The sequence below is a fragment of the Kitasatospora albolonga genome (genome assembly GCA_002082585.1).
Classification (GTDB): domain Bacteria; phylum Actinomycetota; class Actinomycetes; order Streptomycetales; family Streptomycetaceae; genus Streptomyces; species Streptomyces stephensoniae.
Genome location: CP020563.1, coordinates 3,610,249 through 3,624,662, shown reverse-complemented (window position 1 = coordinate 3,624,662; position 14,414 = coordinate 3,610,249). Strand labels below are relative to the sequence as shown.

General features: G+C 68.7%; 10 protein-coding genes, 1 tRNA gene and 2 pseudogenes. 7 read left to right on the top strand and 6 right to left on the bottom strand.

What is annotated here, in order from left to right; all coding sequences use genetic code 11:
• Positions 1–43: 43 nt before the first annotated feature.
• Positions 44–853: a phosphogluconate dehydrogenase gene (locus B7C62_15685; GenBank protein ARF77187.1), complete on the top strand. Its 810-nt coding sequence runs from the start codon at positions 44–46 to the stop codon at positions 851–853.
• Positions 854–904: 51 nt separating this feature from the next.
• Here B7C62_15685 and B7C62_15680 read toward each other — a convergent pair.
• Positions 905–978, bottom strand: a tRNA-Gly gene (locus tag B7C62_15680).
• A gap of 527 nt (positions 979–1,505) precedes the next feature.
• Here B7C62_15680 and B7C62_15675 point away from each other — a divergent pair.
• Both B7C62_15675 and B7C62_15670 read left to right on the top strand, forming a co-directional pair.
• On the top strand, positions 1,506–2,081 hold the full coding sequence (locus B7C62_15675; GenBank protein ARF73543.1) for a dCTP deaminase: 576 nt from the start codon (positions 1,506–1,508) through the stop codon (positions 2,079–2,081).
• Positions 2,082–2,087: 6 nt separating this feature from the next.
• Complete coding sequence (locus B7C62_15670; GenBank protein ID ARF73542.1) at positions 2,088–2,588, top strand: phosphoribosyltransferase; 501 nt, start codon at positions 2,088–2,090, stop codon at positions 2,586–2,588.
• A gap of 69 nt (positions 2,589–2,657) precedes the next feature.
• On the opposite strand, the gene B7C62_15665 is transcribed toward B7C62_15670, so the two are convergent.
• The 3 genes and pseudogenes from B7C62_15665 to B7C62_15655 form a co-directional block, all read right to left on the bottom strand.
• Entirely contained in the window at positions 2,658–3,638 is a 981-nt protein-coding gene (locus B7C62_15665) for a hypothetical protein (protein ARF73541.1), read from the bottom strand.
• 251 nt (positions 3,639–3,889) lie between these two features.
• On the bottom strand, positions 3,890–6,157 hold the full coding sequence (locus B7C62_15660; protein ID ARF73540.1) for a Fe-S oxidoreductase: 2,268 nt from the start codon (positions 6,155–6,157) through the stop codon (positions 3,890–3,892).
• Positions 6,158–6,256: 99 nt separating this feature from the next.
• Positions 6,257–6,894: pseudogene (locus B7C62_15655) on the bottom strand (sugar transferase).
• Positions 6,895–7,455: 561 nt separating this feature from the next.
• Between B7C62_15655 and B7C62_15650 the strand changes: the two are divergent.
• The 4 genes from B7C62_15650 (at position 7,456) to B7C62_15635 (ending at position 11,691) form a co-directional block, all read left to right on the top strand.
• A complete protein-coding gene (locus B7C62_15650) occupies positions 7,456–9,309 on the top strand; it encodes a molecular chaperone DnaK (GenBank protein ID ARF73539.1) in 1,854 nt (617 codons plus the stop codon).
• Complete coding sequence (locus B7C62_15645) at positions 9,306–9,956, top strand: nucleotide exchange factor GrpE (protein ID ARF73538.1); 651 nt, start codon at positions 9,306–9,308, stop codon at positions 9,954–9,956. Before B7C62_15650 ends, B7C62_15645 begins: the two co-directional genes overlap by 4 nt.
• Positions 9,957–10,052: 96 nt before the next feature.
• Positions 10,053–11,237: a molecular chaperone DnaJ gene (locus tag B7C62_15640; protein ID ARF73537.1), complete on the top strand. Its 1,185-nt coding sequence runs from the start codon at positions 10,053–10,055 to the stop codon at positions 11,235–11,237.
• 1 nt (position 11,238) lies between these two features.
• A complete protein-coding gene (locus tag B7C62_15635; protein ARF73536.1) occupies positions 11,239–11,691 on the top strand; it encodes a heat-shock protein HspR in 453 nt (150 codons plus the stop codon).
• A 137-nt stretch (positions 11,692–11,828) separates the two neighbouring features.
• Here B7C62_15635 and B7C62_15630 read toward each other — a convergent pair whose 3' ends face one another.
• Together B7C62_15630 and B7C62_15625 are read right to left on the bottom strand one after the other, a co-directional pair.
• Positions 11,829–13,016, bottom strand: coding sequence for a cupin (locus tag B7C62_15630; GenBank protein ID ARF73535.1), 1,188 nt, complete (start codon positions 13,014–13,016; stop codon positions 11,829–11,831).
• 404 nt (positions 13,017–13,420) lie between these two features.
• Positions 13,421–14,408, bottom strand: a pseudogene (locus B7C62_15625) (helix-turn-helix transcriptional regulator).
• Between the last annotated feature and the right edge of the window lie 6 nt (positions 14,409–14,414).

Sequence of the window (14,414 nt, the reverse complement as noted above, 5' to 3'; positions counted from 1 at the left end):
GAGGCAGCCAGTGATCACCGTGACCGTCCTCCACCCTGGAACCATGGGCGCGGCGATCACCGCCGAGCTCGTGGCCGGCGGCCATGAGGCGCTGTCGGTGACCAAGGGACGCAGTGAGAACACCTGGCTCCGCGGGAGGGAAGCCGGTGCCACGGCGTACGACTCGCTCGCGGAAGCGCTGTCCCGAAGCGCGGTCGTTCTCTCGGTCTGCCCACCACAGGCGGCGGAGGGCGTCGCGGCGGCGGTGGCCGCGCACGGCTTCGCGGGGGTGTACGTCGATGTCAACGCCATCAGCCCTCAACGCGTACGGCGCATCGCTGACGAGACCCGCCCCGGCTCCGCAGTCGTCGACGGTGCCGTTTTCGGTCAGCCGCCGGGCAAGGGGCGTGCCACACGGCTCTATCTCGCAGGGGCCGACTCTGCCGTCGAGCTGGTGGCTTCGCTCTTCACGGGCTCTGCGCTGCACGTATGCCGGGCCGGGGACACACCCGGTTCCGCTTCCGCTCTGAAGATGGCCTTCGCCAGCTACCAGAAGGCCGCCCGCACCCTCGCCGGCGTCGCTCACGCGCTCGCCGACGCCCACGGAGTCGGTGATCAGCTCACAGCCGAAGCCGAGATCATGATCTCCGCGATCCTCTCCGACCCGGAGTATCTACCGAGAGTGGCAGCCCGAGCCTGGCGCTGGGCGCCCGAGATGGAAGAGGTCGCCGATACGCTCCGCGCGGCTGACCTGCCCACGGACATGGCCGAAGCCACGGCTCGGGTGCTCGCCTACTGGGAGCAGGACAAGGACCGGTACGACCTGCCGGTTGGGCATGCTCTCTCCCGGTTGCGGTCAGGGAGGAGTACGTAGACAGGTCCGGACAACAAACAAGGCCCGGGTCGATGACCTGGGCCTCAGTCGTGGAGCGGGTGACGAGAATCGAACTCGCGCTCTGAGCTTGGGAAGCTCATGTTCTACCATTAAACTACACCCGCGAAGCGCACCGATGATCGGCGCTGCATCGTCACACACTGTACCCCATGTCAGGCCCCCGGTGGATGAGCCGTGGGGCCTCTTCCGTGTGTGCCCGCCGGGGCGGGCGGGGTGGACGCTGGTGTGGTGGGCGGGAGTTGGGGGCGTAGCGTGGGGGGTCGGAGTGCCGTGTGGAGTGGCGTCCTGTTCATCCCCTAATGTGGCTTTCTCGTCCATATGTGGTTGGGGAAGGGACTTGATGGAGTCGATGGAGCGCACCGTCGTCCGCTGTGCCGCAGGGCACGTTTTCGCTACCTCGTCGTTCCCGATGCAGCAGCTCGGGGCCGACCGGATCGGGCCGGGGCGGTTGATCCGGTGTCCCCGGTGTGCCCGGTTGCGGCAGGCCGTTCCGGTGGGGCTCGAGAAGCGGTAGCGGGCAGCAGGGGAGGCAGAAGGCGGGCCCCGCCCCTGGTCCTGTGGTCCTGTCTTCCGGCGGGGTTGTGGGCGGTCCGGTTGGGGTGGGGTCGTGGCTTCTGCGTATCCTCGACGGGTGCTTCTCTCTGACAAGGACATCCGGGCCGAGATCGACGCCGGCCGCGTCCGCATTGATCCGTACGACCCTTCGATGGTGCAGCCGTCGAGCATCGACGTGCGGCTGGACCGCTACTTCCGGGTGTTCGAGAACCACCGGTACCCGCACATCGACCCGGCCGTCGAACAGCCCGACCTGACGCGGACCGTCGAGCCCGAGGGCGACGAGGCGTTCATCCTGCACCCCGGCGAGTTCGTGCTGGCGTCCACGTACGAGGTGATCTCGCTCCCCGACGACCTGGCCTCGCGGCTGGAGGGGAAGAGTTCGCTCGGGCGGCTCGGGCTGGTGACGCACTCGACGGCCGGGTTCATCGACCCCGGGTTCTCCGGGCACGTGACCCTGGAGCTGTCGAACCTCGCGACCCTGCCGATAAAGCTCTGGCCGGGGATGAAGATCGGGCAGCTGTGTCTGTTCAAGCTGTCCTCGTCCGCCGAGTTCCCCTACGGCTCCGAGCGGTACGAGTCGCGGTACCAGGGGCAGCGGGGGCCGACGGCCTCGCGGTCGTTCCAGAACTTCCATCGGACCCAGGTGTGATCGACCATGGCTACTGACCTCCGGGAAAACCTCACCTACGAAGGCTTCGGGCGGGCCGTGCGCGAGCTCGCGCAGGCCGTCGCCGATGACGGGTACGAGCCCGATGTCGTTCTCAGCATTGCCCGGGGTGGCGTCTTCGTTGCGGGTGGGCTCGCCTACGCCCTCGACTGCAAGAACATCCACCTGGTGAACGTGGAGTTCTACACCGGGGTCGGGACGACCCTGGAGATGCCCGTCATGCTGGCGCCCGTCCCCAACGCGATCGACTTCTCCGACAAGAAGGTCCTGATCGCCGATGATGTCGCTGACACCGGCAAGACGCTCAAGCTCGTCCATGACTTCTGCGTCGACCATGTCGCCGAGGTCCGCAGCGCCGTCATCTACGAGAAGTCCCACTCCCTCGTGAAGTGCGAGTACGTGTGGAAGAAGACCGATCAATGGATCAACTTCCCCTGGAGCGTGGAGAAGCCCGTCGTCCGGCGGGACGGGCAGGTTCTCGACGCGTAACCCGTAGGACTTGTGCGAAGGCCCCCGGAACGCTTCCGCGTTCCGGGGGCCTTCCGCATCTGTCAGATGTCAGATCGTGCCCAGCTTGATGATCGACAGCAGCGCGATCAGCTGGATCGCCGACGCGCCCAGCGCCTTCGGCCACGGCAGGTCGTGCGACTTGCTCACCATCGACGTGAACAGCGCGCCCGCAGCCAGCCAGGTCAGCCAGCCCACGATCTGGACCAGGGAGTTCTCGCCGCCGAGGAAGACGGCGAAGATCAGGCGCGGGGCGTCGGTGATCGACATGATCAGCATCGACAGGCCCACCGTCGGCTGCCACGAGCCCGTGCCGCCGAGCTGGCGGGCCAGGGTGTGGGTCACCGCGCCGAGGACCAGACCGCCGATGACGAAGCCGACGCCGGTGAAGAGGACGTACGGGATCGCCGTCGAGATCGTCGCGTTGATCGCGTCCTCGCGCGCCTGGTCGAAGCCGAACAGCGCGAGCAGGCCGTACAGGAACGTGACGACCAGCGCCGGGCCCCACACCGGGTAGTCCCGCATCTGCCAGAACGTCGGACCGGGGCGCGTCACGATGCCGGTCAGCAGCTCCTTCCAGCGCAGGCGCGGGCCCGCGGGCTGGGCGGGGGCGCCACCGGCGTGGTACGTGCTGCCGTCGCCGTACGGGTCGTCGTTGATGCTGAACGCCTGCGTGTGGCCCGGGTTGTTGGCGTACGGGTCATGGGGTGCGGGGGCGGCGTAGGGGTCGCCGAAGTACTCCGGCTCCCCGTGGCCCTGGGGGCCCTGTCCGTGTCCGCCGTGTCCGCGTTGTCCGCCGTACCCGCCGTTTCCGTGCCCGTGTCCCTGTCCGGCGTAGCCGCCACCCGTGTACGGGGTGCCCTGGGGGGCTCCGTACGGCGGTGGCGCCGAACCGCCGCCTCCTGCGGGCGGCCACGGCTGAGCACCGTACGGCGGCTGTGGTGCCTGCCCTCCGTACGGCTGCTGCCGCTGCTGCTGCGGTTGTTGCGGGGTGCGGTTGTCCCGGCCGCGTCCGATCCTGAATCCAGCCACCCATCGAACGTACCTGGTCCCCGGATGCGCGGGGCGGGGGCGGGGGAACCCGACCGCCATTGCGGCCGAGCTGTGACATCCCCTAGGGGCGGCGGGGAGGGGAGTTGAGGGGGAATTCAGGGGGAGTTCGGGGGTGGGCAGGTTCTGGTGAGGTGCCTCGGTGCGTACGGTGCCGGGGGCGCCGTTCACGTAGAAGCGGCCGGTCCTGCCCCCGAGGCAGGTCCGGCCGCTCCTGATGGTGCTGCGTTCCGCTACTTTGCCGGTTCCGGCTCCGGTGCGTCCACCTGCGCCGGGTCGCCGGTCGGGTCGACGGGCGTCTTCACGGACTCCAGGAGGAGCTGCGAGACGTCCACGACCTGGATGGACTCCTTGGCCTGGCCGTCGTTCTTCTTGCCGTTGACCGAGTCGGTCAGCATGACGAGGCAGAACGGGCAGGCGGTCGAGACGATGTCCGGGTTGAGGGCGAGGGCCTCGTCGACGCGCTCGGTGTTGATGCGCTTGCCGATCCGCTCCTCCATCCACATCCGGGCGCCACCGGCGCCGCAGCAGAAGCCGCGCTCCTTGTGGCGGTGCATCTCCTCGTTCCGCAGGCCCGGGACCTTCGCGATGATCTCGCGCGGCGGGGTGTAGATCTTGTTGTGACGGCCCAGGTAGCACGGGTCGTGGTACGTGATCAGGCCCTCGACCGGGGTCACCGGGATCAGCTTGCCCTCGTCGATGAGGTGCTGGAGCAGCTGCGTGTGGTGGATGACCTCGTACTCGCCGCCGAGCTGCGGGTACTCGTTGGCGATCGTGTTGAAGCAGTGCGGGCAGGTCGCGACGATCTTCTTCGACGACTTGGGCTTCTTCGTCGTCTTGTCTTCGTCGTCCTCGCCGTACGCCATGTTGAGCATCGCGACGTTCTCCTGGCCGAGCTGCTGGAACAGCGGCTCGTTGCCCAGGCGGCGGGCGGAGTCACCCGTGCACTTCTCGTCGCCGCCCATGATCGCGAACTTGACGCCCGCGATGTGCAGCAGCTCCGCGAATGCCTTCGTGGTCTTCTTGGCCCGGTCCTCCAGGGCGCCCGCGCAGCCGACCCAGTACAGGTAGTCGACCTCGGTGAGGTCCTCGACGTCCTTGCCGACGATCGGGACCTCGAAGTCGACCTCCTTGGTCCACTCCACGCGGGCCTTCTTGGCGAGGCCCCAGGGGTTGCCCTTCTTCTCCAGGTTCTTGAGCATCGTGCCCGCCTCGGACGGGAACGCGGACTCGATCATCACCTGGTAGCGGCGCATGTCGACGATGTGGTCGATGTGCTCGATGTCCACCGGGCACTGCTCCACGCAGGCGCCGCAGGTGGTGCAGGACCACAGGACGTCCGGGTCGATGACGCCGTTCTCCTCGGCGGTGCCGATCAGCGGGCGCTCGGCCTCGGCCAGGGCGGCCGCGGGGACGTCCTTGAGCTGCTCCTCGGTGGCCTTCTCCTCGCCCTCCATGGTCTTGCCGCCGCCCGCGAGCAGGTACGGCGCCTTGGCGTGCGCGTGGTCGCGCAGCGACATGATCAGGAGCTTGGGGGAGAGGGGCTTGCCGGTGTTCCAGGCGGGGCACTGCGACTGGCAGCGGCCGCACTCGGTGCAGGTGGAGAAGTCGAGGATGCCCTTCCAGGAGAACTGCTCGACCTGGGAGACACCGAAGACCGCGTCGTCGGCCGGGTCGTCCCAGTCGATCTCCTTGCCGGCCGTCGTCATCGGCTGGAGCGCGCCGAGCGCGACCTCGCCGTCGGCGTTCCGCTTGAACCAGATGTTCGGGAAGCCGAGGAAGCGGTGCCAGGCGACACCCATGTTGGTGTTCAGCGAGACCGTGATCATCCAGATCAGCGAGGTGCCGATCTTGATCATCGCGGTGAAGTAGATGAGCGTCTGGAGCGTGGACAGCGACAGGCCCTTGAACGCCAGGACCAGCGGGTACGACACGAAGTACGCGGCGTCGTAGCTCTCGACGTGGTGGATCGCGCCCTCGAGACCGCGCAGCACCAGGATCGCGATGCCGATGGTCAGGATGATGTACTCGACGAAGTACGCCTGCCACGCCTTCGAGCCCGCGAACCGCGACTTGCGCCCGGCCCGGGAGGGCAGGTTCAGCAGCCGGATCACGATCAGCGCCAGGATGCCCACGACCGTCATCAGGCCGATGAACTCGATGTACATCTCGAACGGCAGGAACGTGCCGATGACCGGCAGCACCCAGTCGGCCTTGAACAGCTGGCCGTACGCCTGGAGCAGCGTGGGCGGCAGCGTCAGGAAGCCGACGGCGACGAACCAGTGGGCGAAGCCGACGATGCCCCACCGGTTCATCCGGGTGTGGCCCAGGAACTCCTTGACCAGCGTGATCGTGCGGGCCTTGGGGTCGTCGGTGCGGCTGCCTGCTGGTACCGGCTGTCCGAGACGGACGAAGCGGTAGATCTGCGCGACTGCTCGGCAGATGAGCGCAACGCCGACGACTGTCAGCACCAGCGACACGATGATCGCGGCGAGTTGCATGAGTAGGGCTCCTCGGGCCTGCGAGAGCGGGATCTCCAGTTGACTACTGCCCACTACTACTAAGCAGTAACTTAATTGGTCTGTGCTGACACTATCCACTTATTCCACCCCGCTGTAGCCGGGCGGGCGGTGATCTGTGTCGCTCAGGTGTGCCTTGGTTGAGCGGGGTGTGCCTCGGTTGTGCCGTGCTCCGGGCGCGCCTTCCGGAGGGCCGTGCGCAGGGGGGCGCGTACGGCTTCCGCGAGGATCGTCAGGTCGAGCACGACTCCATGGTGCTCTGCGTAGTGCTGGTCCAGCAGGGCGGGGTCGTCCCACGGCATCCCGGAGCGGGCGCGCACCTGGGCCAGGCCGGTCAGTCCCGGCCGTACCTCCTGCCGCCACTGCCGGGCCCCCGGCCACGCGGCGCGCGGGTCGCCCGGGGCCAGTGGGGCCGGTCCTACGAGGGAGAGGTCGCCCTGGACGACCTGGGGGAGCCGGGAGAGCAGGTCGAGCCGGAGCCTGCGGGTGCGCAGCGAGCGCAGTGTGAAGACCCGGCCCCCCAGGCCCGTACGGGGGCTGCGCTCCCATACGTTGCCGGGGCCCCGCCGGACCGCCAGCGCCAGGGCGCCCGCCGCGACGACGGGGGCGGTGAGGATCAGCAGGGCGGTGCCGAGGGTGAGGTCCAGTACCCGTTCGGCCGAACCGCGCGGGGTGCAGCGGTCCGCCAGGGCATCCGCGCGGTCCGTGAAGCCGGCCAGGCGTGCGGCGGGGCGGGAGGGGAAGTGGCCCCTGGCTGTGCCGGTCGGCTGTGAGGCGTGTGAGGCGTGTGGGGTCTGCGGGGGTGGCTGGGGCGGCTGTGCCTCGTGCCGGGGCTGCGGTGGGGGCTGGGGAATCGACTGCTTCTTCTTATGTCTCTGCTGCCTCTGCGGCTTCTTCCTTTGGCTCTGTTGGCTCTGTCGGTTCTGCTGGTCCTTCTGTCGCACGCGCCGCTGTCTCGCGTTCCGCATCGTGCCCGCCCGGGATTCGGAGGATTCGGAGTCCGATGGTCTGCCGATCGATGACGTTTGCGACTTTGCGACCGTCTCGCGGCAATTTGTGACAGAACGATCCCACGGTGCGATGGTGGGCCGGGTGGTGCGCGAGGGGTGTGGCGCGGTGCGGATGTGCCCATGGGGCGCCGGAAGGGTGCGGCGGCCGCGCGATGGTGAGGCGCCCGTGCACTTAAGTTGAGTCCACTCGACTCAGGTCTGTTGACTCCGGGACGGGTGTCGTGCATTCTTGAGTCAGATCCACTCAAGTAGTCAGTTGGAGGAATCGAAATGGCACGTGCGGTCGGCATCGACCTGGGCACGACTAACTCCGTCGTCAGCGTTCTCGAAGGCGGCGAGCCCACCGTCATCACCAACGCCGAGGGCGCCAGGACCACGCCGTCCGTCGTCGCCTTCGCCAAGAACGGCGAGGTGCTCGTCGGCGAGGTGGCCAAGCGCCAGGCGGTCACCAACGTCGACAGGACCATCCGCTCCGTCAAGCGCCACATGGGCACGGACTGGAAGATCGACCTCGACGGCAAGAGCTTCAACCCGCAGCAGATGAGCGCCTTCATCCTGCAGAAGCTGAAGCGGGACGCCGAGTCCTACCTGGGCGAGAAGGTGACCGACGCGGTCATCACCGTCCCGGCGTACTTCAACGACTCCGAGCGTCAGGCGACCAAGGAGGCCGGTGAGATCGCGGGCCTCAACGTCCTGCGCATCGTCAACGAGCCGACCGCCGCCGCCCTGGCGTACGGCCTGGACAAGGACGACCAGACGATCCTCGTCTTCGACCTCGGTGGCGGCACCTTCGACGTGTCCCTCCTGGAGATCGGTGACGGCGTCGTCGAGGTGAAGGCCACCAACGGTGACAACCAGCTCGGTGGTGACGACTGGGACCAGCGCGTCGTCGACTACCTGGTGAAGCAGTTCGCCAACGGCCACGGCGTGGACCTGTCCAAGGACAAGATGGCTCTCCAGCGTCTCCGCGAGGCCGCGGAGAAGGCGAAGATCGAGCTCTCGTCCTCGACCGAGACCACGATCAACCTGCCCTACATCACGGCGTCCGCCGAGGGCCCGCTGCACCTGGACGAGAAGCTCACGCGCTCGCAGTTCCAGCAGCTGACCGCGGACCTCCTGGAGCGCTGCAAGACCCCGTTCCACAACGTCATCAAGGACGCGGGCATCCAGCTCTCCGAGATCGACCACGTCGTTCTCGTCGGTGGCTCCACCCGTATGCCGGCCGTCGCCGAGCTGGTCAAGGAGCTGACCGGCGGCAAGGACGCCAACAAGAGCGTCAACCCGGACGAGGTCGTCGCCATCGGTGCCTCGCTCCAGGCCGGTGTCCTCAAGGGCGAGGTCAAGGACGTCCTGCTCCTCGACGTCACCCCGCTCTCCCTCGGCATCGAGACCAAGGGAGGGATCATGACCAAGCTCATCGAGCGCAACACCACGATCCCGACCAAGCGCTCCGAGATCTTCACGACGGCCGAGGACAACCAGCCCTCCGTGCAGATCCAGGTCTACCAGGGCGAGCGCGAGATCGCGGCGTACAACAAGAAGCTCGGGATGTTCGAGCTGACCGGTCTGCCGCCGGCCCCGCGCGGTGTCCCGCAGATCGAGGTCGCCTTCGACATCGACGCCAACGGCATCATGCACGTCGCCGCCAAGGACCTCGGCACCGGCAAGGAGCAGAAGATGACCGTCACCGGCGGCTCCTCGCTGCCGAAGGACGAGGTCAACCGGATGCGCGAAGAGGCCGAGAAGTACGCGGAGGAGGACCACGCCCGCCGCGAGGCCGCCGAGTCGCGCAACCAGGGCGAGCAGCTCGTCTACCAGACGGAGAAGTTCCTCAAGGACAACGAGGACAAGGTCCCCGCGGACGTCAAGACGGAGGTGGAGACCGCTGTCGGCGAGCTGAAGGAGAAGCTCAAGGGCGAGGACACCGCTGAGATCCGTACGGCCACCGAGAAGGTCGCCGCCGTCTCCCAGAAGCTGGGCCAGGCGATGTACGCCAACGCCCAGGCCGAGGGTGCGGCGACGGGCGCCGAGGCTCCGGGCGGCGCCCAGGGCAAGGCCGATGACGATGTCGTCGACGCCGAGATCGTGGACGACGAGAAGGACACCAAGGGCGGTGCGGCGTGACCGAGGAGAAGCCGGGCTTCGAGGAGAAGCCCGACGTCCCCTCCGGCGCCACCCCTGATGACGCCGAGCCGAAGGCCGCCGCACCCTCCGAGGAGGAGGCGGCGGCCCCGGCCGGGGACACCGACCAGGCCGTCGGTCTGACGGCCCAGCTGGACCAGGCCCAGACGGCGCTCGGCGAGCGCACGGCGGACCTCCAGCGGCTCCAGGCCGAGTACCAGAACTACCGCCGCCGCGTGGAGCGCGACCGGGTCACGGTCAAGGAGATCGCCGTCGCGAACCTCCTGTCCGAGCTCCTGCCCGTGCTTGACGACGTCGGCCGCGCACGGGAGCACGGCGAGCTGGTGGGCGGCTTCAAGTCGGTCGCCGAATCGCTGGAGACCGTCGTCGCGAAGCTGGGCCTCCAGCAGTTCGGCAAGGAGGGCGAGCCCTTCGACCCGACGATCCACGAGGCCCTCATGCACAGCTACGCGCCGGACGTCACCGAGACGACCTGCGTGGCGATCCTCCAGCCGGGGTATCGCATCGGCGAGCGCACCATCCGCCCCGCGCGGGTGGCCGTCGCCGAGCCGCAGCCGGGCGCCACGCCCGCGGCGGCCAAGGAAGAGAAGACAGACGACGAGGAGAGCGGTGGCACCGAGGAGGTCTGACGGCGAACCGTCTGACCACCAGGGTGCACACCGACCGGTCCGGCGGCCGGCCCATGGGCCGGCCGCCGCGCCGATCGTCCGGAAGGAGGGACGTCGATGAGCACGAAGGACTTCGTCGAGAAGGACTACTACAAGGTCCTCGGCGTCCCCAAGGACGCCACCGACGCCGAGATCAAGAAGGCGTACCGCAAGCTCGCCCGCGAGTTCCACCCCGACGCCAACAAGGGTGACGCCAAGGCGGAGGAGCGCTTCAAGGAGATCTCCGAGGCGAACGACGTCCTCGGCGACACCAAGCGGCGCAAGGAGTACGACGAGGCGCGCGCCCTCTTCGGCAACGGTGGCTTCCGCGCCGGCCCCGGTGGTGCGGGCGGCAACTTCAACTTCGACCTGGGCGACCTCTTCGGCGGAGGTGCCCAGGGCGGCGCGCAGGGCGGCGGCTTCGGCGGCGGCGGGGGCGGTCTCGGCGACGTCTTCGGCGGGCTGTTCAACCGGGGCGGCACGGGCACCCGCGTCCAGCCCCGGCGCGGCCAGGACATCGAGTCCGAGGTGACGCTCAGCTTCACCGAGGCGGTCGACGGGGCCACGGTCCCGCTGCGGATGTCCAGCCAGGCGCCCTGCAAGGCGTGTTCGGGCACCGGCGACAAGAACGGCACCCCCAGGGTCTGCCCGACCTGCGTCGGCACCGGCCAGGTCTCGCGCGGCACCGGCGGCGGCTTCTCGCTCACCGACCCCTGCGTGGACTGCAAGGGCCGGGGCCTCATCGCCCAGGACCCCTGCGACGTCTGCCACGGCAGCGGCCGGGCCAAGTCGGCCCGGACCATGCAGGTCAGGATTCCGGCGGGTGTCTCGGACGGCCAGCGGATCAGGCTGCGCGGCAAGGGCGGCCCGGGCGAGCGCGGCGGACCGGCCGGCGACCTGTACGTCGTCGTCCACGTCGGCGCCCACCCGGTCTTCGGCCGCAAGGGCGACAACCTCACGGTCACCGTGCCCGTCACCTTCCCGGAGGCGACGCTCGGCGGTGAGGTGAAGGTGCCCACCCTCGGCGGTCCGCCGGTCACCCTGAAACTGCCCGCAGGCACCCCCAACGGGCGTACGATGCGCGCCCGGGGCAAGGGCGCGGTCCGCAAGGACGGCACCCGCGGCGACCTCCTGGTCACCGTGGAGGTGGCGGTCCCCAAGGACCTCGGCCAGGAGGCCCGGGACGCGCTGGAGTCCTACCGCAAGGCGACCGCGGACGTGGACCCGCGGGCGGAACTGTTCCAGGCCGCGAAGGGAGCTTGAGATGGACGGCCGTCGACGCAATCCGTACCAGCTGACCGATGACTCACCGGTGTACGTGATCTCGATCGCGGCCCAGCTCTCGGGCCTGCACCCGCAGACGCTGCGCCAGTACGACCGCCTCGGCCTGGTCTCCCCGGACCGTACGGCCGGACGCGGCCGGCGCTACTCGGCCCGCGACATCGAGCTGCTGCGCACTGTGCAGCAGCTGTCGCAGGACGAGGGCATCAACCTGGCGGGCATCAAGCGCATCATCGAGCTGGAGAACCAGGTCGCCGCGCTCCAGCAGCGCGTCGCCGAGCTGTCGGCGGCGGTGGACGGCGCGGCGGTCGCCATGCAGCAGCGCGAGGCCCAGGTGCACGCCTCGTACCGCCGCGATCTGGTCCCGTACCAGGACGTGCAGCAGACCGGCGCGCTGGTGGTCTGGCGCCCGAAGCCGAAGCGCCCCACGGAGTGACGTGAGCCGTGGAGTGAAGCGGCCGAAGGGCTGAGCAGCGTTCCAAGCCTGTGCGGAAGGCAGGATCATCGAGATGATCCTGCCTTCTTGCGCGTTACGTCCGGTGCGCGTCGGCCGCCGTCAGCGGCGATGGGTTCTCATGGGGCCGCATCGGCCACGAGGCCGGAGTAGCCGGAGGCCAGCTCGGGTGTCAGGGGCGCACACCACTCGTGGCGCATCAAGAGTTCAGCAAGTGCGTGTACCTCGTCTCCCACCGAGTCGGCCGCCCGGTTCACATGCACCGGTCTTCCGCTCAGCAAGAGACGGAGGGCGGGTAGTGCCTTGGACCTGAAGGTGAGTTTCTTACCCGAAGAGAGCACCTCGACCGTCTCTCCCAGATCGAGGACCCGGGGACGGAACTCGCAGACGCAGACGACGGAGTCCGGATGCCCGAACGTCTCCAGGAAGGGGACATGCCGGGACGGGGCGACATCATGCTCGCGTGCTGCCAGGAAGTCCGCGGGGGTGCGGGACCCGACGAGTTCCAGGGCCGCTTCGGTGAGCTGCTGGTGTTGCTCCGATGCGGCCGGGGTTTCCAGATCGCGGCGGAACAGCTCGTTCTCGCGGGACCGGTCGACGAGCCAGGACAGCCAGGATGTGCCGGTCCTCGTGGAGAACCCGAACGTCATGTGCAGGCTGTGCCCCGACCCGCGGTCGTCCCGGCCTGCCATGTGCCAGTAGCCGCGCGGTATGTGCAGGATGTCGCCGGGGCGCACGGTCCCGGTCCAGAGGGTCTCTTCGCCGGGTATGTCGTTGCGGACGGCGTCGCGGTGCAGCGGCACGGAACGCGACGGGCCTCGGACCTCCCAGTCCTTCTCTCCCGAGAGCTGAACGACGAGGACGTCATGATCGTCCCAATGCAGACCGAAGCCGCCCGCGGCGTTGGTGGTGAGGTAGATGTTGACGTTGACGCGTTCTCCCGACCACCACTGCAGGGCCCGGCAGACCGCCTCGAGTGTGGGGTCGAAGACGTTGGCGCGGTCCAGCACCATCGTCACCCCCTCATCCAGCAACTTGCCCAGATGGCGCATGTTCACCAGGCCCGCCCCACCCATGCCCTGGTTCAGATACGCGCCGGGATGCAGCTCCTGGCCGTCACGGAAACAGCGGATCTGCGGGTTGCCCAGGTTTCTGCGCATAGCCAGATCCAGCAGCCGGTCGGGAGTCAGCATGCGTGTGGGCAGATCCCGTTCGCTGAGGCTGCCCCGGGCGAAACCGGTGCCGAGCCGCTCCGGCCCGTTCCAGCCCAGTGCCTCTGCGATACCGACGACCAGTCTGTGGTCCACTGCGCCTCCCGCTGTGTGAACGGCTGTATGACACGGCCTGCATGGGGGCTGCGTCGCTCGGACGCAGCCCCGCTCTTTGCTTGTGGAGACGGAACTTTCAGACGCCGGGAAGGAGCTCGGACCCGGCGCTCGGCCAAGAGTCCCACGCGATGTCGGCCGCCGCGGTGGCGACCGGGTCGGTGGCTCCGGCCCGGTCCTGCACATAGCCCATCACCTCCACCGACACGAGGAGGTCATCGGTGTTCCGGGTGCCCTGGGTGTCGTTCAAGGGTCTCACTCCGTTTGATCGGCTACTCGATACGAGGGCATCATGACATCGCTACTGCGAAGCCCAAAAGGGTTTTCGAACTACCGCAGAGCTTCTTTGCCGAGAGCGACTGAAGGCGCTGGAGCGGACGCTGACTTTATGTCAGTGATTTGCTTGGGTTCGCCCGGGCGATGCCGGAGCGGACGAGGAGGGCGCCGAGGTGGGTGCGGCTGGTGGCGCCGAGGGTCTGCATGAGTTTGGCGATGTGGGAGCGGCAGGTACGGACGCTGATGCCCATCTTCCGGGCGATGGCCTCGTCGGCGTGCCCTTCGGTGAGGAGGCGGGCGATGCTGTGCTGGACGGTGGTGACCGGAGCCCCGGGGGTCGCGGTCGGGAGCGGCTGGTCGTACGGCGTCGCCTGGGCCCAGAGGACCTCGTAGACGTGGACCAGATAGCGGACCAGGGCCGGGTGGCGGATCTGCAGGGCGGTGTTGTTGCCGGGGGCGGCGGGGACGTAGGCCACCTTCCGGTCGAAGACGATCAGGCGGTCGATGGCCTGCTCCATCGTGCGCACTTCCAGGTGGCCCTGGGGCAGTTGGTCCAGGTACTGCGTGAAGCGCGTGCTGTAGCGCACGGGGTGCTGGTAGAGGTGGCGCATACGGCCGCCGGCCGCGATGACGGCCTGGGCGTTGTCCAGCCCCTGCCGCATGTTGTCGACCAGGCGGTTGCCGCCGGGCTGTGCGGTGAGCACTTCGTCCCGGGCGGTACGGGATGCCTCCCCGAGCGCCGCCATGACCCGCTCGCGCCCTTCGATGACCGTGATCGCGGGGTTCGGCGCGCGGTCGGCGATGGCGGTGAGCGGCATCAGGGCGTCGACGAGCGCGGTGGTGGCGTCGAGGCGTTCGAAGACGTCCCGGGCCAACGGCTTGAGCAGGCGGGTGAGCGCGGCCGACGCCGGGACGGGCCGCCACCGGCCCTCGCTGTCCGGGTCGGGGTGGACGAGGCCCCGCCGGGCGAGGCACGGCGTCCGGGCGATAGCCGTCTGCTCGATATGGCCTTCGCGCAGAGCCGTCGCGTACAGCTCCATGGCAGGTTCGCAGAGTCCGTCGGCCGTACCGATGCGGTCCGTGTCCGGTGTCGTGCACATCTGG